Source organism: Streptococcus pneumoniae, assembly GCF_001457635.1.
Taxonomy (GTDB): Bacteria; Bacillota; Bacilli; order Lactobacillales; family Streptococcaceae; genus Streptococcus; species Streptococcus pneumoniae.
The window spans coordinates 1,785,755-1,803,718 of record NZ_LN831051.1; the positions used below are offsets into that span (position 1 = coordinate 1,785,755).

Here is a 17,964-nt window from a genome sequence, read left to right on the forward strand (position 1 = left end):
GCAAGATAAGAGCCTTTATGGTAGACTATTTGAGTAAGTATTGGAAGATTACTCAAGAGGCTTAAGAGGCCGTGTTGGAAACGCGGTAGGCGTGTAATAGCGTGCGTGGGTTCGAATCCCATGTCTTCCGTCGAAAAAAGATTATTTTTAGGATGCGACAAATGTTGTATCCTTTTTTCTATCCTTTTTTTAAAATAGGGTCTGTTTGTGACTCCCTTTTTAGCAAAAGAATGCAAAGGAATACCAAAGATAAAAATAAAAAACGTTGATTTAACAACGTTTTACCAAGGAATGCAAAAGAATGCAAAGGAATAATGGAGCCGGTGGGAGTCGAACCCACGTCCAAACACCTGCCAACATATTTGTCTACAACCATAGGTTATGTATTATTTTAACAGCCCCTCGACACATAACTCAAGTCTAGAAACTGCGAGTCTATCAATCTCTTATCAAGCCGCTAGACAAGGCTTAATCGTATCTCGCTAATAATAAGACCTGTCATTGAACACGAGCAATCCAAATCGGGTCACGCCTGCTGGTTTTTAGGCAGCTAGAGCGTAAGAAGTGTTATTTTTTGCAGTTATATTTAACTGAGCGTTTACGTCGCCACACGAGTCGCAAAATATGCCTCATAATGCCTGTCGAATCCGTAACGACCCCAAAAGACAATAAAACCATTATACCTTATCTAACTCAAAAATGCAAAAAGAAATCACATACCTAAAAAAGATACTATTCGAGAAATTTAGCAAACTGGAAGACTAACTACAACTTTTTCAGTGCATAACTTTACGATTGTAAATAGAGCTTACGAAATCCAATTAACACATACCTAAGATGAAGCTATCTGTTTTGAAGAAATTCACGAAGAGAATTATTCTAAAATACTTTCAGATGAGAATTTTCGTACTCTCTTTATTTTAATTCATTTGAGTTTAAAAACTATAAAATCAATCCTTATATTATTCGGACTACTTTTCACTTATTGCACCAAAATATAGTAAAATGAAATAAGAATAGGACGAATAGATCAGGACAGTCAAATCGATTTCTAACAATGTTTTAGAATTAGAGGTGTACTATTCTAGTTTCAATATACTATAAATAGGTTTCATTCGAACTTTAATAGACTATGAAAACCAGTGGAACTTACCCTGACACGGAATTCCACTGGTTTTTTCGATTTTTATCAGATTAACTTCTACTATTCTTAGCTGTGAAAATTAGTTTAAGACTTTAACTTATTTTCAGTCTTCTAATCTAAAGGCCACTTCCAGTAAAGAAAAATCAGGGTTCTCCTGACTTTTACTTAGCTAATTCTCTTTCTCGTTCTTTCATTATTTTATGATTTTCATACAAACGGGATAAGAACTTAGAAATTTCTTTCAAGATAGAATAGGTTGGCACTGCGACAATCATTCCAACTACACCATAGATATTGCTTGACAACAAAAGTAAAACTAAAATCGTGATTGGATGAACCTTCATAACACTTCCTACAATTCGAGGATATAAGATATTGCCATCTACCTGCTGAACAACAAGCATATAAATCACTGCAATCAGCAGTCTATGGGGATCAGTGAATATATTTGCGATGATCATAGGAATCAAACCAATACTTGGCCCCACATAAGGAATTAAATTGGCTACACCAGAAAAAATGGCAAAAACTAAAGCATATTTTAAACCAATAATACTATAGCCAATATAAGCCAAACAACCTATAATGATTGCGTCAATCGAAACTCCACTAATATAGCGAGCAATCGTCGCATTTAAATTCTTTAATAAGCCTGCAATATGCAAGCGATCCCTCTTTAGAATCGTTCTTTCAAGCATGGGCAAGAATTTATGTCCATCTAATAAGAAATAAACCAAAAAAACTGGAGTCATAATCAAAATCAAAACAGTACTGATAAGAGCTGACAAGACGCTCCCCACACTATTTGATACGCTATTTAGGATATTTTGAAGAATATCAACATAGGATAAGTTTAACTGCTGAATTGTAGCTTCTACATCCAAATTCTGGAGCGCAGGATAATTAGATAAGTCTATGATTAAGTCTTGTACTCGACTATAAATAGTTTGACTAGATATAATCAAACTAGATAACTGATTAATCAAAATAGGTAAGAGATAGACAACACCTATGACCATTCCCCAGACCAAAGTACACAAGGTAATTAAAATACCAAGCAAACGATTGAGTTTACAGACTTTATTTAAGAAAGTAACAATAGGGTTTGTCAAATAATAAAGAAAGCCCCCTAATAAAAATGGAATCATAATTGTATTAAGCACGCTAACAAAAGGGTTAATCAAAGATCCCATCTGTCTCCATAGGTAAAAGATGATGGTTAAGAGTAAAATTTCTGTGGTCCAAAAAAATAATTTATTTCTACGAAACATGAGTTACCTCCCTCACTTTATTTTACCATATTTTCAAAAAGCTTAACAGATGAATTATTAAAGCAAGAATATTTTTTTTCTTTATGATAGAATAAGACTACTATGAAAAAAATATTTTTAACTTTGTTAACTGTCTCTCTTTTAGGGGGTGTTTCTACTGCTGTTGCTCAAGATTTTACCATTGCCGCTAAACATGCGATTGCTGTTGAGGCAAATACTGGTAAAATTCTCTATGAGAAGGATGCAACGCAACCTGTCGAAATTGCTTCCATAACAAAATTGATTACTGTTTATCTAGTCTATGAAGCTTTGGAAAACGGAAGTATTACCCTCTCCACTCCTGTAGATATTTCTGATTATCCTTATCAATTGACGACAAATTCTGAAGCCAGTAATATTCCTATGGAGGCCCGTAATTATACTGTCGAAGAGTTGCTTGAAGCAACTCTGGTATCTAGTGCCAACAGCGCCGCTATTGCCCTAGCTGAGAAAATTGCTGGCTCAGAAAAAGATTTCGTCGATATGATGCGGGCAAAACTCTTGGAATGGGGAATTCAGGATGCCACTGTTGTCAATACGACAGGTCTTAACAATGAAACTCTAGGGGATAACATTTACCCAGGTTCTAAAAAAGATGAGGAAAATAAGCTTAGTGCTTATGATGTCGCTATCGTTGCTCGCAACCTCATCAAAAAATACCCACAAGTCTTAGAAATCACCAAAAAACCTTCTTCTACTTTTGCTGGGATGACAATCACTTCAACCAACTACATGTTAGAAGGTATGCCTGCTTACCGTGGTGGTTTTGATGGGCTAAAAACAGGAACAACAGATAAGGCTGGAGAGTCTTTTGTTGGTACTACTGTCGAAAAAGGCATGAGAGTCATCACAGTTGTTTTAAATGCAGATCATCAAGACAATAATCCTTACGCTCGATTTACAGCTACATCTTCCCTAATGGATTATATTTCTTCTACATTTACACTTCGCAAAATCGTTCAACAAGGCGATGCCTATCAAGATAGCAAAGCCCCTGTACAAGATGGAAAAGAAGATACAGTAACTGCAGTGGCTCCAGAGGATATCTATCTAATCGAACGTGTTGGGAATCAATCTTCTCAATCTGTTCAATTCACACCTGATTCCAAAGCAATCCCAGCACCACTTGAAGCTGGAACAGTGGTTGGCCATTTGACTTATGAAGACAAGGACTTGATTGGTCAAGGTTACATCACCACAGAGCGCCCTAGTTTCGAAATGGTAGCAGACAAGAAAATTGAAAAAGCCTTCTTCTTAAAAGTTTGGTGGAATCAGTTTGTCCGCTTTGTTAACGAGAAATTATAAAAAATCGCGATTTTAAACCGCGATTTTTTGATACAAGTTCATCTTCAAAATCAAAGAACAAACTAGGAAGCTAGCCGCAGGTTGCTCAAAACACTGTTTTGAGGTTGTAGATGAAACTGACGAAGTCAGTAACCATACATACGATAAGGCGATGCTGACGTGGTTTGAAGAGATTTTCGAAGAGTATAAAATCAAATTTTATCCAACTGATCCCTCCATTTCATAGCTAATCAAGCGGTTCAGCTCAACTGCGTATTCCATTGGAAGTTCTTTTGTAAAGGGTTCTACAAATCCCATGACAATCATTTCAGTTGCCTCAGATTCTGACAATCCACGGCTCATGAGATAATACAATTGCTCTTCTGAAATCTTAGATACTTTGGCTTCGTGTTCCAAAGCCACTTGCGAGTTGTGAATTTCATTAAATGGAATAGTATCTGATGCTGACAAGTCATCCATGATAATGGTATCACATTCAATGTGGGAAACAGATTTCTTAGAGTTCTTGTTAAAGGTGACTTGTCCACGGTAGTCAACCTTTCCTCCACCTTTAGCGATGGATTTAGACACAATAGACGAGCTGGTATGTGGAGCATTGTGAATCATCTTAGCACCCGTGTCTTGGTGTTGCCCTGCATTAGCAAAGGCGATAGAGAGCATGGTACCACGCGCTCCTTCTCCATCAAGGTAAACAGATGGATATTTCATAGTCGTTTTGGCACCCAAGTTTCCATCAATCCACTCAACAGTGGCATCCTTTTGAGCCTTAGCACGCTTTGTTACCAAGTTATAGACGTTATCAGACCAGTTTTGGATAGTTGTATAACGCATATAAGCTCCGTCCAAAGCAAAAATTTCTACAATGGCAGCGTGTAAGCTATTGCTTGAATATGTTGGTGCTGTACATCCTTCTACGTAGTGGACGCTTGCTCCCTCATCAACGATAATCAAGGTACGTTCGAACTGACCTATATTTTCGTTATTGATACGGAAATAAGTTTGAAGTGGAATATCTACCTTGACACCTTTTGGCACGTAGATAAAAGTTCCACCCGACCATACTGCTGAGTTGAGGGCTGCCAACTTGTTATCAGTCGGCGGTACCAACTTCGCAAAGTATTGTTTAAATAAGTCTGGGTATTCCTTGAGTGCGGAATCTGTATCTGTAAAGATAATACCTAATTTTTGGAACTCTTCCTTCATGTTGTGGTAAACCACTTCTGACTCGTACTGGGCAGAAGCCCCTGCTAAATAAGCACGTTCAGCTTCTGGAATCCCGATACGTTCAAAGGTTTCTTTAATCTTTTCAGGTACATCATCCCAAGAACGGGCTGGTTTGTCAGATGGTTTTTGGTAGTAGATTAAGTCATCAAAGTCAATCTCTGACAAGTCTGCTCCCCAAGTTTGCATGGGCATTTTTTTGAAGGTTTCATAAGACTTCAAACGGAACTCCAACATCCACTCAGGCTCACCCTTAGCAGCAGATAATTCACGAATAACACCTTCGTTGAGTCCTTTTCCTGTCGATAAGACAGGCTCTACATCGTCATGGAAACCAAATTTATATTCACCAAGGTCAATTGGTTTTGGTTCTACTCTTTCTTCAGCCATAATATCCTTTCTTTCTTCATTTCTAATAATTCATAAGACAAAAGAAACTTGTCTTACTGTTTTTCTTGATTTTCAATTGTTTTCTTAAGGGCATTCCAAGCTAGGGTTGCACACTTGATTCTTTGAGGGAATTTGGCAACACCTGACAAGAATGCCGCGTCTCCAAGTTGGTCTTGACGCTCATCTTTTTGCCCTTGAACCATTTCAGAAAAAATAGTCGCCAGTTCTAAAATTTCTTGTTTGGTTTTTCCTAAAACGGCATCTGTCATCATACTAGCAGAAGCAGTTGAAATCGTGCATCCTGAATTTAGAAAAGCAATATCTTCCAAACGGTCCTCTGCATCAAACTTGACAGAGAGGTTGATGACATCCCCACAAGTCGGATTGTTGAGACTGATTTGCTCAGCGTCTTCTAACTTCCCTTGGTGATGTGGATTTTTCGAATGGTCTGCTACCACTGCCATATAAAGGCTATCTAGTTTAGAAAGTGCCATTGAAAAACTCCTTTGTCTTTTGTAGGGCATCGACTAGTTTGTCGCAATCTGCCTTGGTATTGTAGATATAAAAACTTGCACGAGCTGTTGCTGGGACTTCCAAATACTGAAGCAAGGGTTGCGCACAATGGTGACCAGCACGAACAGCCACTCCTTCATAATCCAGAGCCGTCGCAAGATCGTGAGGATGGAGATCACCTAGGTTAAAGGCAATAACACCCGAACGTTGAGCCAAATCCTGAGAACCGTAAATGGTCAATCCCTCAATTGCCTGCAGTTTTGGATAGACGTACGCAATCAATTCCTGTTCATGAGCTTCAATGGCATCCATACCAATCTTTTCCAGATAATCAACTGCAGTCGCAAGTCCAATAGCTCCTGCCATATTTGGCGTTCCAGCCTCAAATTTCCAAGGCAATTCCTTCCAACTAGCAGATTGCTCGTAGACAAAATCAATCATCTCGCCGCCAAATTCTACTGGAGACATTTGCTCAAGATACTTTTCTTTGCCGTAAAGGACACCGATACCAGTCGGACCAGCCATCTTGTGAGCCGAAAAGGCGAAAAAGTCCAGATCCAAGTCCTGGACATCAATCTTCATATGAGGTGTAGATTGAGCACCATCCACTACCATGATTGCCCCAACTTGGTGGGCTAATTGAGTGATTTCCTTGATCGGATTGACCACACCAAGAACATTGGAGGCATGAGCTAGGGAAACAAATTTAACCTTATCAGTCAATTTAGCTCGCAAATCCTCCATATCCAAGGCACCGTCTTTAAGATAGACATAGACAAGCTCTGCTCCAGTCTTTCGACAAGCTTCCTGCCATGGAATGATATTAGAATGGTGTTCCATTACTGAAATCAAGACCTGGTCTCCCTCAGTGAGAATTTCCTCAGCAAAGCGTGCCACCCAGTTAAGGCTGGTTGTCGTTCCTCTGGTAAAGAGAACTTCCTTTGTAGAGCCTGCATTAATAAACTTACGAATGGTTTCACGAGCAGCTTCATAAGAAGCTGTCGCTCGTTCCGCTAAGGTATGGACACCACGGTGAACATTGGCATTGTCCTGCTCATAGTAGCTGTTAATAGCTTTCAGAACTACTAGTGGTTTTTGTGTCGTCGCAGCATTGTCCAGATAGACCAGAGGTTCATCATTGACAATCTGATCTAAAATTGGAAAATCCTTGCGAATCGCTTCTACATCTAACATAGGCTGCCCCTTAGCGTTTTGACAATTTCTCTTCGATAGTTGCAATCATTTCATCACGAACTTCCTTGACTGGAATCTCCACGATAACAGATCCAAGGAAACCACGAACAACCAAACGCTCTGCAGTTGCCTTATCCAATCCACGACTCATGAGGTAATACATGTCTTCTGGATCAACTTGTCCGATAGACGCTGCGTGTCCTGCAGTGACATCATTTTCATCAATCAAAAGAATTGGGTTAGCATCTGAACGCGCTTGGTCTGAAAGCATGAGAACACGGCTCTCTTGTTGCGCATCTGCTCCCTTAGCACCCTTGATGATGTGGCCGATACCATTGAAAGTCAAAGTTGCTTTTTCAAGGATAACCCCATGTTGTAGGATATTTCCGATAGAGTTGCAGCCATAGTTAGTTACACGAGTATCAATCCCTTGTACCTGACGACCACTTGAAAGAGCTACAACCTTGAGGTCAGCATGGCTACCATTACCAATCAAGTCACTATCAAAATCAGCAACGACATTTCCTTCGTTCATGACACCGATAGCCCAGTCAATACTTGCATCGTTGCCTAATTTACCACGACGGCTAATGTAGGCAGTGACGTTTTCACCTAGACGGTCGATAGCAGCAAACTTGACTTGCGCACCAGAACGTGCAATCACTTCCACTGTGATATTGGCAGTTACTTTGTCACTTCCTTCACCGCGTGACTCTAAACGCTCCAGATAACTAATCTTAGAATTTTTACCAGCGATAATCATAATATGCTTGTTAAACGGCACATTGCTATCGCTATCTTGGTAGAAAATTCCTTCAATTGGCTCTGTGATTTCTACGTTATCTGGAATATAGAGTACAGCACCACTGTTAAAGTAAGCTGTGTGGTAAGCCGCCAACTTGTCATCATCATACTTAACAGATGACATGAAGAATTCTTCGATCAGCTCTGGAATTTCTTCTAAAGCTGAGTGAAAGTCTGTGAAGACAACACCCTGTTCAGCTAACTCAACTGGAGTTTGTTCGAAAACAGTTTGAGTTCCTACTTGCACCAACTTCAAGTGATGATCTAAAGCTGTGAAATATGGAACATTTGCTGATGGCTCATTTTCTGTAATCGTTCCATCACCCAGATTCCAACGGTGGAATTTGACACGCTCAATAACTGGTAATTCCAAAGTCTCAATCTTGTCAAAAGCTTTTTGACGGAGATCAGCCAACCAGCTTGGTTCAGCGTGCATTTCTGAAAAAAGTTTAATATTTTCTCTAGTCATTTACTTCTCCTAAAAGATACGAGGGAATTACAATTCTTCCTTGTAGTCGTAGCCAAGTTCTTCAGCTAGTTTTGCGTATCCTTCACGTTCCAAACGCGCAGCCAATTCTGGACCACCAGAAAGGACAACACGACCTTCCATCATCACGTGTACCACATCAGGTGTGATATAGTTCAAAAGACGTTGGTAGTGAGTGATGATCATAGCACCAAAACCTTCACCACGCATGGCATTGACACCTTTAGACACAACTTTAAGAGCGTCAATATCAAGACCTGAGTCAATCTCGTCCAAAAGAGCAAATGTTGGCTCCAACATCAAAAGTTGAAGAATTTCATTGCGTTTTTTCTCACCACCAGAGAAGCCTTCGTTGAGGTAACGCTCTGCCATTTCTTCTTTCATGTTGAGCAATTCCATTTTTTCATCTAGCTTAGTAATAAACTCACGAACTGAAATCTTCTCATCATCTTCTTTACCCGCATTCATAGCGGCACGAAGAAACTCAGCATTGGTAATTCCAGGGATTTCTGATGGGTATTGCATAGCAAGGAAAAGTCCCATACGCGCACGCTCATCCACTTCCAACTCAAGGATGTTTACGCCATCAAACAAAACTTCACCTTTAGTTACTTCATAGTTTGGATTTCCCATGATAGCGGCAGAAAGAGTCGATTTACCTGTACCATTTGGTCCCATGATAGCGGCAATTTCTCCTGTTTTCAGGGTCAGGTTAACCCCTTTTAAAATTTCTTTTCCTTCAATCTCAACGTGAAGATCTTTGATCTCTATTACTGACATGATAGTTCCTTTCTTTTTCAAAACTTTTACAGTACTTACTAGAAAAACGTCTGATTTCCCCAGAAATAGAGCAAAAATTCTATAAATATACTTTTCTAGTATAACAAAAAAAAGCCTAAAAGGCTTTGATTTTGTCTGGAAGCTGAGGGCTAGTCTTTCCTATTAAAATGCTGATCGATGACATCAACAATTTTACCCATCACATAACTGACTCGGAAATTTCTAAAGAGTAAAATTGCCCAAAAGGCTGCCATAATATAGCGGCCAGTCATCCAGGCTTCATTGAAAAAATAGGTCTCAGCAGCTGTAAATAGCGCCATAATAATAAATTGTTGTTTATTCATAAACTTATTGTATCATGAAATCTTTCTTTAGTCTTCCTCTACCTTCACTTTATCAGCCAAAAATTCAAATCCTTCTGGAATCAGGCTTTCTTCTACTTCTTTTTCAGTTTGAGAAGATTTGGCTTTGGCTGAAAAGGCTGCGCGAACTTCTTTCCATTCCTCCATGGAAATAGCTAAAATCTCAGGTGAAAAACCTGCCGCCTGACTGAGGATATTACCAAACATGGTATTGAGATTGTCTCGTTTCATAGTTTGACCAGCATTGAAGTTAGACTCAAAAGCAAGAATAGCATGGTGTTCATTGGCAGCAACCGGTTGAGAACCAACTAGCAGAGCCTTGTCCGGCCCACCTAGACTTTCAATTACCTCTCCCCAGGCATTCTGCAAACGAATTAGATTTTGACGTGCTAAATCAGGATTTTCGACGGCCTCTTGTAAGATAGATTGCACTTTATTGCGATCGACACGATAGACTGTTTTGCCCGTAGCTGGTCGACTAGGAGCTGGTGCAACTTGTTTAGGAACCGCACCTGCATTAGAAAGCTCTTGTTTGAGACGGGCAACTTCCTGTCTCAGCGTAGCAATTTCATTTTCAACCGCTCCTGATAGAGCTGGTTCGGGCTTGATTTCCGCCAAACGGACGGTCATCATTTCAGCATAAATCTTGGGCTGCAAACTAGACTTAATATCTGCTAAATTCACTGTTGCTAAGCGAATCATTTCAAACAGATTTTTTTGAGGAAGTGCCAAATTTTCTACAAAGACTGAACTATGATGAGTATTTTCTCCCCCTGTTTGAACAATTAACAAGTCTCTTAAATAGTGCAAAAGATCGGTCACAAAACGAGTCATGCTCTTACCATTGTCAAAAAGAAGATTCAAGCAAGACAAAGCTTTGGGAACATCCTGTTGAGACAAGGCCGCCACATAATCATCCAAGGCTGATAGGCTAATGGTGCCAGTAATTTCTTCAGAGATAGCAGTCGTCAGCTCATTTCCCTGTGTCAAACTCAGGGCTTGATCCAAAATAGACAAGGCGTCCCGCATTCCACCTTCCGCCCGTCTGGCAATGATTTCCACAGCCTCTGGTTCAGAACTGATATTTTCTTTTTCTAAGATATAGTGAATATGTTCCTTAATATCCTGTGTCTTAATTGATTTAAACTCAAAACGTTGCACACGGGATAGAATAGTAGCAGGAATCTTGTGCAATTCAGTAGTGGCCAAAATAAAGACTACATTCTGTGTTGGTTCTTCCAGCGTCTTTAGGAGGGCATTAAAAGCCCCTGTAGACAGCATGTGAACCTCATCTATGATATAAACCTTATAACGAGCAAGGCTAGGCGCATAGGTAGATTTATCACGAATTTCGCGAATTTCATCTACCCCATTATTAGAAGCTGCATCCATTTCAATGACATCTTCTAAACTACCGTCCGTCACTGCTTGACAAATATAGCAGTTATTGCAAGGTTCGCCACCCACTTGATTGGGACAGTTCATAGCCTTGGCAAAGATTTTAGCAACACTGGTTTTTCCCGTTCCACGAGGACCAGAAAAAAGATAAGCGTGACTTATTTTCTCTTGCTCCACCGCTTGTTTAAGAGTCTTAGCCACAACTTCTTGACCAACTAACTGGGAGAAGTTTTGACTTCTATATTTTCGATAAAGTGCTTGATACATTAAGATTTTTCCTCAAACATCGTAAAGTCCCATGTTGTCTTTTCAAGCAAAATAGCGACAAATTGTTCCAAATAATCTCGATCCATAGCATCGTAATCCTCAATCTCTGAAGAATCCAGATCCAGAACTCCAAGTAACTGACCATTCTTCATCATCGGCACCACAATTTCACTTTTAGCTAGACTATCACAAGAAATATAGTTGAGATAGGTCGTCACATCTCCAACAATAACAGTTTCCTGAAAGTGAGCTGCCTCACCACAAACACCCTTGCCTAGTGCAATACGGATGCAGGAAACACCTCCTTGGAAGGGACCTAAAACCAATTCCTTTCCATCGAACAAATAAAAGCCTGCAAATACGGTATTAGGAAAACGTGATTTTATAAGAGCACTGGCGTTGGAAAGATTAGCCAAAACATTGGTTTCGCCTTCCAATAGGAAGGACAATTCTTCATTTAACATTTGATAACGTGATTGTTTTTCTGATTTTAACATAGAACTATTATATCAAAAAAGGAGCAGAGACAAAAGAAAAATCCCTTGTTTAGTAAACAAAGGATTTTGTGAATTTTCAATTTGATTAAAGTTCGATATCACCAAACAAATCAGCCATTGAAAATCCTGTTTGTGTTTCTGGAAGTTCGAAATCACGCTTTTCTTGACGTCTTGGACGACGTGGACGAGCAGCACGTTTTTCTTCTTTTTGTCCTTCTTCTTGGGCTGGACGTTCTTCAAGAGCTTTAATAGAAAGTGACACGCGTTCTGCATCTGCGTTAACTTCAAGAACTTTAACTTGAACTTCTTGACCAACTTTAAGAGCTTCTTTTGGATTTTCAATCCGCTTGTGTGAAATTTGTGATACGTGAACAAGTCCATCGATACCTGGCAATACTTCAACAAATGCACCGAAGTCAGTCAAACGTTTAACTGTTCCTTCTACTACATCACCTTTAGCCAATTTTTGCTCAACGCCATCCCATGGTCCTGGTACTGTTGCTTTAAGTGAAAGTGATACACGTCCTTCTTCTTCGTTAAGATCAAGGATTTTCACTTCAATTTCTTCACCAACAGTTACAACTGATTTTGGTGATACGTTACGTTCATGTGACAATTCAGTCAAGTGAACCAATCCGTCAACACCACCAAGGTCGATGAAAGCGCCGAAGCTTGTGATACGAGCAACTTTACCAGTTACAACATCACCAACAGCCAATTTACCGAATACTTCAGCGCGAGCTGCTGCAGTAGCTGCTTCAACAACTTCACGACGTGAAAGGATGAAGCGGTTTTCTTTAGCGTTAACTTCTTTGATTTTAGTATCAAATTCTTGACCTACAAAACGCTCAGCGTTACGTACGAAACGAGTATCCAACATTGAAGCTGGGATAAATCCACGAACACCTTCAAATTCTACTGAAAGTCCACCTTTAACGGCACGCGTTCCTTTAACAGTAACAACTTCTTCTTCGCGACCAACAAGTTTGTCCCATGCTTTGCGAGCTTCAAGGCGTTTTTTAGATACAAGGTATGTAACTGTATCAGTATCTTTACCAACTACTTGACGAAGTACAAGAACATCCAATACTTCTCCTACTTTAACAAAGTCATTGATATCTGCATCACGATCGTTTGTCAATTCGCGAAGAGTCAAGACACCTTCAACACCAGTTCCAGAGATTGCAACGTTAGCTTGAGTCGCATCAACTGTCAATACTTCAGCACTAACAACATCACCAGTCTCAACTTGACTAACGCTATTTAGCAAATCTTCAAATTCGTTCATCTAAAAAATCCTCCAACAATCAAGTTTTTCTTAAACTTGACATACTTATAATTTTTTTCCTAAGCACCCGCAAGGACATGTTCATATCATTCACGTCTTTCAATTATAAAAATAAAATACCCTAAGATATTTTGCTTTTTATCTTGATTATTACCTAAGAACTGGGGTAGCTGGATTCGAACCAACGCATGAGGGAGTCAAAGTCCCTTGCCTTACCGCTTGGCTATACCCCATTAATGAAATGGAGAGAGAGGGATTCGAACCCCCGAACCCGAAGGAGCGGATTTACAGTCCGCCGCGTTTAGCCTCTTCGCTATCTCTCCTACAATCAACATGGACTATTATATCATGAAAATTTCAAAAAAACAAGACTTATTTTGCTAAATTATAATTTTCAATCAAAATTTCCACAGCTTTTTCCAATTTTTTATAAAAACTATCGACATTCCCATTCTTTATAATGGCAAATTGTCCGTCTAATTCGGCAATTTCTCCGATAACTTTTTTACCGATAGTCAATGTATAACCTTCAAAACTGTCTTTACCAACATTAACTTTGGCATCCGCTACTTGAATTTCGATTTTTTTATCTTTCTTGCTCATTTCATACCTCTCTTCACTTTTTCTATTTTACAAGAAAATCCTAAAACTAGCAAGAAAAAACTCTATATCAGGCTTCTCTGATATAGAGTTTTATGTAAACAACCTCAATTGATTTAGCATAGTTAATAGTTAGTAAACAAGCATAATTGACTATCCTTTTTAGGTTATCAGTGAGTCTCACCGCCTACTAACTGCAAATCCTTATCTTTGTAGTCTACAATAGCTTCAATAGCTACCTCTATGCCTCTTACAATATCACATAGACTCATTCCTGCAGTATTCGGCTTATTTACTACTTGTTCCATCATATATGGAATATGCATGAAACCTGCTCTCATATTAGGGAATTTTTTATCCACTAAATAAAGAGCTTGGTACATCAAATGATTGCAAACAAAGGTTCCTGCACTATTGGATACAACTGCCGGAAGTCCCTGTTTTTTGATAGCTTGTACCATCGCTTTGATAGGTAAACTACTAAAATAGGCCGATGCTCCATCAATACGAATCGGTGTATCAATTGGTTGATTGCCTTCGTTATCAGGTATGCGAGCATCATCTTGATTAATAGCCACTCGTTCAGGTGTTAAGCCGGTCCTGCCGCCTGCTTGTCCAATACAAAGTACAGCATCTGGTTGATATCGTAATATTTCTGCCTCTAAAACTTCTGACGACTTATAAAAAACCGTTGGAATTTCTACCCAGCGAACTTCAGCCCCATTAATCTCAGATGGTAATAATTTTACAGCCTCCAAAGCTGGATTAATCTTTTCACCTCCAAAAGGATTAAAACCTGTAACCAATATTTTCATTTTATTTTCCTTTACTAAAATGCGAGAAAGTACATTAAGAATATGTGAATAACAATCATTACTAGAGCAACACCTGCTTGAGCCTTTATAACGCCATTCTGATCTTTCATATCCATCAATGCTGCTGGTAGAGCGTTAAAATTAGCAGCCATTGGGGTCAATAAGGTCCCACAATAACCTGCTGTCATGGCAAGAGCACCAGCCACAATTGGATTAGCTCCCAGAGCAAATACAAAGGGAACTCCAACACCTGCTGTAATAACGGTGAATGCTGCAAAAGCATTTCCCATAATCATTGTGAATAGAACCATTCCAAGAACATAAGCCAAAACTCCTATAAAGCGACTATCTGAAGGAACAATACCGCTAATCAGATGAGAGATAACATCACCAACACCTGCTACAGTAAAAATAGCCCCCAAAGCCCCTAATAATTGAGGAACAATCCCACTTGTTGAAACTTGCTGAGTCATTCGATTATTTTCTGATAACAGACTCTTAGGGTGACTATTGGTAATCACAAGAACAGAAATTGTAGCAAACAAGGCGGCAAGGCTAATCGAAATCTTGCTAAATTCTGGAATCATTTGCGCTAAGACCAACGCAAGTATTGCCATCAGCATAACTGGAATAAAAATTTTATTTTTCAACCTGTTAGATTCAATATTGGCTTTCATTTCATCTAAGGATGGCAAGGTTCCGATACGGACTTGCTTAAACAATGTTAACAGCGATAATAGGATTACAATAATACCAATACTCATATTTGGCATATAGGAACCACCTATAAACGTAATAGACAATAGAGTCCAAAATGCAGATGTCCCAAGTCGAACTGGGTTTGTTTTATCTTTATAACTACAATAGGCTGTATGGAGAAATTGACAACCAATCACAATATAGGTCAACTCTAATAGTTGCTTTGCCAACTCTGTCATTTTTGTTCTCCTCCCCTAGTCTTTTTTGATATCAATTTTTTATCAAATAAATAATTGTAAATCCCCACTACAATAAGTGTTATAACAGCAACAATAATAGATGTAGAAGCAATCCCTGCATAATTGCTTTCATAGCCTAACTGATCTAATGTTCCCCCTATCAAGAGGACTCCCCCAGCACCTACAAACGTATTTTGAGCAAAGAAATTTCCAAAATTTTCATTCGCAGCCGCACGCGCTTTTATTGTCTCATCTTCAACCTCTGTTAACTTTCTACCTAATTGAGACTCTGCAGCTGCTTCTCCCATAGGTTGAACCAAAGGTCTGACAAACTGAGGGTGTCCTCCTAGACGAATTGAAAAGAAACCAGCTAACTCTCGAATAAAGAAATAAACTGTATAGAAGTTTCCAACTGTCAGACCTTTAATCTTTCGAATCAAATCGATTGATCGTTGCTTGAGTCCAAAGGTTTCTGACAGCCCCACAAGAGGCAAGGTAACCATAAAAATCGTGAGCACTCGCTGATTGCTAAATTCTTTTCCCAAAATCTCCAAAAATTCAACGAGAGAAACACCTGAAACTAAAGCTGTAACCAAACCAGCTAAGACTACTGTTGCAATTGTATCAAATTTTAAAATAAAACCCACAACAATGATTGCTATTCCTATTAATCTAATCCACTCCATATCAAACTCCTTTATATTCAAAATGACAGTATTTTAAAAATTTTATCAAGATCAATACCATTCCTTATTTAATGTATTTTTCTAGTTCTTTTTGGTATTTGCTATTGGATTCCAATTTTTCTTTTTGCCATTTTTTAAAAACCTCGTTATATTCTTTTGTTGTAACAATATCTTTTTGCAATTTCATTCCTTTAAAGATATATGGTTCCCCCTTAATACCAACTTGTGAGTATGGTTTTGAGAATGGTACTACGTTACTTACAACTGGAAAACCACCAGATGAAGCTGTTGGCATCAATAATGAACTATCTGTCGACCAAGCTTGAGCTTTGGCATATTTTTCATATCTCTTCTCTAGGTCAGTGGTCTCAGAAACAGCATCTTCTAACAATTTCTTATATTTATCCAAACCAGGTTTAGCTACAACATCCTTATCTTTTCCTTTCGTAATGCCAAGGTGTTTCATGGCAGAACCAGATTTTGGATCCATAATATTCAAGTAAGACGCTGGATCTTGATAGCTTGGAGCCCATCCTGTACCGTTCAAATCATAGTCTTTTTGAGAAGGAGCAACATTGCCGTATTTATCATTTTCCATCAAACCATCAATAACATTTCCAATAACGTCTGTCCTCGATGTTCGAGTCGCTATACTGTAGCCCAATGATGCTGGATCTACTGCATAGACATAAGAAAATGTTGTCGGTGCATCTGCTTCTTTATCAGTTTTTCCACAAGCCACTAAAATAGCTGACGTGCTCAGGACCACTCCTGCTGTTAAGAGCCACTTTTTCTATTTCATAAAAAATCTCCTTTGGTTTATTTTAATCTACTTTTACAATCCAACCTTCTGGCGCTTCAATATCGCCAAACTGAATACCCGTCAATTCATTATATAATTTACGCGTCACAGGACCTACTTCTGTTTCACTATAGAATACATGGAAATCATCACCATGTTGAATACCTCCAATTGGAGAAATAACCGCTGCTGTACCACAGGCACCTGCCTCTACAAAACGGTCAAGATTATCAATTGGAACATCACCCTCAATAGGAGTTAATCCCAAGCGATGTTCTGCCAAATAAAGCAAGGAATACTTGGTAATAGATGGCAAGATAGATGGACTCAATGGTGTTACAAATTCATTATCAGCTGTAATTCCAAAGAAGTTAGCTGATCCGACTTCTTCAATCTTTGTATGAGTTGATGGGTCCAGATAGATAACATCTGAGAAATGACGTGACTTGGCCATTTTTCCTGGTAAGAGACTTGCAGCATAGTTTCCACCAACCTTAGCCGCACCTGTACCATTTGGTGCTGCACGGTCGTACTCATCCTGAATCAAGAAGTTGGTTGGGACCAAACCACCTTTAAAGTAATTTCCAACTGGCATAGCAAAGATGGTGAAAATGTACTCTTCTGCCGGTTTTACCCCGATAATATCTCCGACACCAATCAAAAGAGGGCGAAGATATAAGGTTCCACCTGTTCCGTATGGTGGTACGTATTCTTCATTCGCACGGACAACTGCTTTACAAGCTTCTACAAACATGTCTGTCGGAACTTGTGGCATCAAGAGACGGTCACATGTACGTTGCAGACGTTTAGCATTTTCATCAGGACGGAACAGTTGAACACTGCCATCCTTAGTACGATAAGCTTTCAAACCTTCAAATGCTTGTTGTCCATAGTGAAGACTTGGAGAAGACTCTGAAATATGCAAAGTTGCATCCTCTGTAAGCTCTCCTTGATCCCATTGTCCATTTTTGAAATGAGCAAGATAGCGATAAGGTAATTTCATATAGGAAAAACCGAGGTTTTCCCAATCAATCGTTACTGTCATATTCCACTCCTTATTCTAAAAACCTATTTCTTATATTCTACACTATTTTTCTAAAATAGCAAGTATATTTTGTAATTTTCAGAAAATTTCTCCAATAAAAACCAGCTCTTAGAACTGA

17 protein-coding genes, 3 tRNA genes and 1 other RNA gene are annotated in these 17,964 nt (G+C 39.1%); 2 read left to right on the plus strand and 19 right to left on the minus strand.

Features of this window, described 5'->3' with window-relative positions; translation table 11 throughout:
• Positions 1-42 precede the first annotated feature (42 nt).
• Positions 43-130 (plus strand) — tRNA-Ser (locus AT689_RS09445).
• Positions 131-312: 182 nt separating this feature from the next.
• On the opposite strand, the gene ssrA is transcribed toward AT689_RS09445, so the two are convergent.
• Positions 313-660: a transfer-messenger RNA gene (gene ssrA / locus AT689_RS09450) on the minus strand.
• Positions 661-1,305: 645 nt separating this feature from the next.
• Positions 1,306-2,415 carry a cell elongation protein CozE gene (gene cozE, locus AT689_RS09455; RefSeq protein ID WP_000489841.1) on the minus strand — a complete coding sequence of 370 codons (1,110 nt, stop codon included), beginning with the start codon at positions 2,413-2,415 and terminating at the stop codon, positions 1,306-1,308.
• Between the two features lie 102 nt (positions 2,416-2,517).
• Here cozE and pbp3 point away from each other — a divergent pair, with 102 nt between their 5' ends.
• On the plus strand, positions 2,518-3,759 hold the full coding sequence (pbp3, locus tag AT689_RS09460; RefSeq protein WP_000719174.1) for a D-alanyl-D-alanine carboxypeptidase PBP3: 1,242 nt from the start codon (positions 2,518-2,520) through the stop codon (positions 3,757-3,759).
• 198 nt (positions 3,760-3,957) lie between these two features.
• Here pbp3 and sufB read toward each other — a convergent pair whose 3' ends face one another.
• The 17 genes from sufB to AT689_RS09550 form a co-directional block, all read right to left on the minus strand.
• The gene (gene sufB / locus AT689_RS09470; RefSeq protein WP_000797065.1) at positions 3,958-5,370 is read right to left on the minus strand and encodes a Fe-S cluster assembly protein SufB; all 1,413 of its coding nucleotides are present in this window, start codon (positions 5,368-5,370) and stop codon (positions 3,958-3,960) included.
• Between the two features lie 53 nt (positions 5,371-5,423).
• The gene (sufU, locus tag AT689_RS09475; protein ID WP_001218480.1) at positions 5,424-5,864 is read right to left on the minus strand and encodes a Fe-S cluster assembly sulfur transfer protein SufU; all 441 of its coding nucleotides are present in this window, start codon (positions 5,862-5,864) and stop codon (positions 5,424-5,426) included.
• Positions 5,851-7,077 (minus strand): cysteine desulfurase, encoded by a 1,227-nt coding sequence (locus AT689_RS09480; RefSeq protein WP_000887724.1) that lies wholly within the window; start codon positions 7,075-7,077, stop codon positions 5,851-5,853. The genes sufU and AT689_RS09480 overlap by 14 nt, the downstream gene beginning before the upstream one ends.
• A gap of 10 nt (positions 7,078-7,087) precedes the next feature.
• The gene (gene sufD, locus AT689_RS09485; protein WP_000196418.1) at positions 7,088-8,350 is read right to left on the minus strand and encodes a Fe-S cluster assembly protein SufD; all 1,263 of its coding nucleotides are present in this window, start codon (positions 8,348-8,350) and stop codon (positions 7,088-7,090) included.
• A gap of 27 nt (positions 8,351-8,377) precedes the next feature.
• A complete protein-coding gene (sufC, locus tag AT689_RS09490; RefSeq protein WP_000110904.1) occupies positions 8,378-9,148 on the minus strand; it encodes a Fe-S cluster assembly ATPase SufC in 771 nt (256 codons plus the stop codon).
• Between the two features lie 149 nt (positions 9,149-9,297).
• Complete coding sequence (locus AT689_RS09495; protein WP_001041547.1) at positions 9,298-9,492, minus strand: DUF3272 domain-containing protein; 195 nt, start codon at positions 9,490-9,492, stop codon at positions 9,298-9,300.
• A 27-nt stretch (positions 9,493-9,519) separates the two neighbouring features.
• Entirely contained in the window at positions 9,520-11,175 is a 1,656-nt protein-coding gene (gene dnaX, locus AT689_RS09500; RefSeq protein WP_000283785.1) for a DNA polymerase III subunit gamma/tau, read from the minus strand.
• Positions 11,175-11,672 carry a GAF domain-containing protein gene (locus AT689_RS09505; RefSeq protein WP_000920158.1) on the minus strand — a complete coding sequence of 166 codons (498 nt, stop codon included), beginning with the start codon at positions 11,670-11,672 and terminating at the stop codon, positions 11,175-11,177. Before AT689_RS09505 ends, dnaX begins: the two co-directional genes overlap by 1 nt.
• Positions 11,673-11,757: 85 nt before the next feature.
• Positions 11,758-12,960 carry a 30S ribosomal protein S1 gene (gene rpsA / locus AT689_RS09510; protein ID WP_001001623.1) on the minus strand — a complete coding sequence of 401 codons (1,203 nt, stop codon included), beginning with the start codon at positions 12,958-12,960 and terminating at the stop codon, positions 11,758-11,760.
• 161 nt (positions 12,961-13,121) lie between these two features.
• Positions 13,122-13,193 (minus strand) — tRNA-Gln (locus AT689_RS09515).
• Positions 13,194-13,202: 9 nt separating this feature from the next.
• Positions 13,203-13,283 (minus strand) — tRNA-Tyr (locus tag AT689_RS09520).
• Positions 13,284-13,332: 49 nt separating this feature from the next.
• The gene (locus AT689_RS09525; RefSeq protein WP_000037113.1) at positions 13,333-13,563 is read right to left on the minus strand and encodes a DUF2969 domain-containing protein; all 231 of its coding nucleotides are present in this window, start codon (positions 13,561-13,563) and stop codon (positions 13,333-13,335) included.
• Between the two features lie 167 nt (positions 13,564-13,730).
• Positions 13,731-14,375 carry a pyroglutamyl-peptidase I gene (gene pcp / locus AT689_RS09530; protein WP_000699369.1) on the minus strand — a complete coding sequence of 215 codons (645 nt, stop codon included), beginning with the start codon at positions 14,373-14,375 and terminating at the stop codon, positions 13,731-13,733.
• 14 nt (positions 14,376-14,389) lie between these two features.
• Positions 14,390-15,313, minus strand: a complete 924-nt coding sequence (locus AT689_RS09535) for a DUF979 domain-containing protein (RefSeq protein WP_000137265.1) — start codon at positions 15,311-15,313, stop codon at positions 14,390-14,392.
• Positions 15,310-15,999 (minus strand): DUF969 domain-containing protein, encoded by a 690-nt coding sequence (locus tag AT689_RS09540; RefSeq protein WP_000454809.1) that lies wholly within the window; start codon positions 15,997-15,999, stop codon positions 15,310-15,312. The genes AT689_RS09535 and AT689_RS09540 overlap by 4 nt, the downstream gene beginning before the upstream one ends.
• Positions 16,000-16,063: 64 nt before the next feature.
• Entirely contained in the window at positions 16,064-16,768 is a 705-nt protein-coding gene (locus AT689_RS09545) for a peptide ABC transporter substrate-binding protein (protein WP_012677109.1), read from the minus strand.
• Between the two features lie 55 nt (positions 16,769-16,823).
• A complete protein-coding gene (locus tag AT689_RS09550) occupies positions 16,824-17,846 on the minus strand; it encodes a branched-chain amino acid aminotransferase (protein WP_000219018.1) in 1,023 nt (340 codons plus the stop codon).
• Between the last annotated feature and the right edge of the window lie 118 nt (positions 17,847-17,964).

Excerpts from the sequence above, each read along its gene's own strand:
- rpsA (WP_001001623.1), bottom strand. The coding sequence starts at position 12,960 with ATGAACGAATTTGAAGATTTGCTAAATAGCGTTAGTCAAGTTGAGACT.
- AT689_RS09505 (WP_000920158.1), bottom strand. The coding sequence starts at position 11,672 with ATGTTAAAATCAGAAAAACAATCACGTTATCAAATGTTAAATGAAGAA.
- pbp3 (WP_000719174.1), top strand. The coding sequence starts at position 2,518 with ATGAAAAAAATATTTTTAACTTTGTTAACTGTCTCTCTTTTAGGGGGT.
- sufD (WP_000196418.1), bottom strand. The coding sequence starts at position 8,350 with ATGACTAGAGAAAATATTAAACTTTTTTCAGAAATGCACGCTGAACCA.
- pcp (WP_000699369.1), bottom strand. The coding sequence starts at position 14,375 with ATGAAAATATTGGTTACAGGTTTTAATCCTTTTGGAGGTGAAAAGATT.
- AT689_RS09525 (WP_000037113.1), bottom strand. The coding sequence starts at position 13,563 with ATGAGCAAGAAAGATAAAAAAATCGAAATTCAAGTAGCGGATGCCAAA.
- AT689_RS09550 (WP_000219018.1), bottom strand. The coding sequence starts at position 17,846 with ATGACAGTAACGATTGATTGGGAAAACCTCGGTTTTTCCTATATGAAA.
- sufC (WP_000110904.1), bottom strand. The coding sequence starts at position 9,148 with ATGTCAGTAATAGAGATCAAAGATCTTCACGTTGAGATTGAAGGAAAA.
- dnaX (WP_000283785.1), bottom strand. The coding sequence starts at position 11,175 with ATGTATCAAGCACTTTATCGAAAATATAGAAGTCAAAACTTCTCCCAG.
- AT689_RS09535 (WP_000137265.1), bottom strand. The coding sequence starts at position 15,313 with ATGACAGAGTTGGCAAAGCAACTATTAGAGTTGACCTATATTGTGATT.
- sufU (WP_001218480.1), bottom strand. The coding sequence starts at position 5,864 with ATGGCACTTTCTAAACTAGATAGCCTTTATATGGCAGTGGTAGCAGAC.
- AT689_RS09480 (WP_000887724.1), bottom strand. The coding sequence starts at position 7,077 with ATGTTAGATGTAGAAGCGATTCGCAAGGATTTTCCAATTTTAGATCAG.
- cozE (WP_000489841.1), bottom strand. The coding sequence starts at position 2,415 with ATGTTTCGTAGAAATAAATTATTTTTTTGGACCACAGAAATTTTACTC.
- AT689_RS09540 (WP_000454809.1), bottom strand. The coding sequence starts at position 15,999 with ATGGAGTGGATTAGATTAATAGGAATAGCAATCATTGTTGTGGGTTTT.
- AT689_RS09495 (WP_001041547.1), bottom strand. The coding sequence starts at position 9,492 with ATGAATAAACAACAATTTATTATTATGGCGCTATTTACAGCTGCTGAG.
- sufB (WP_000797065.1), bottom strand. The coding sequence starts at position 5,370 with ATGGCTGAAGAAAGAGTAGAACCAAAACCAATTGACCTTGGTGAATAT.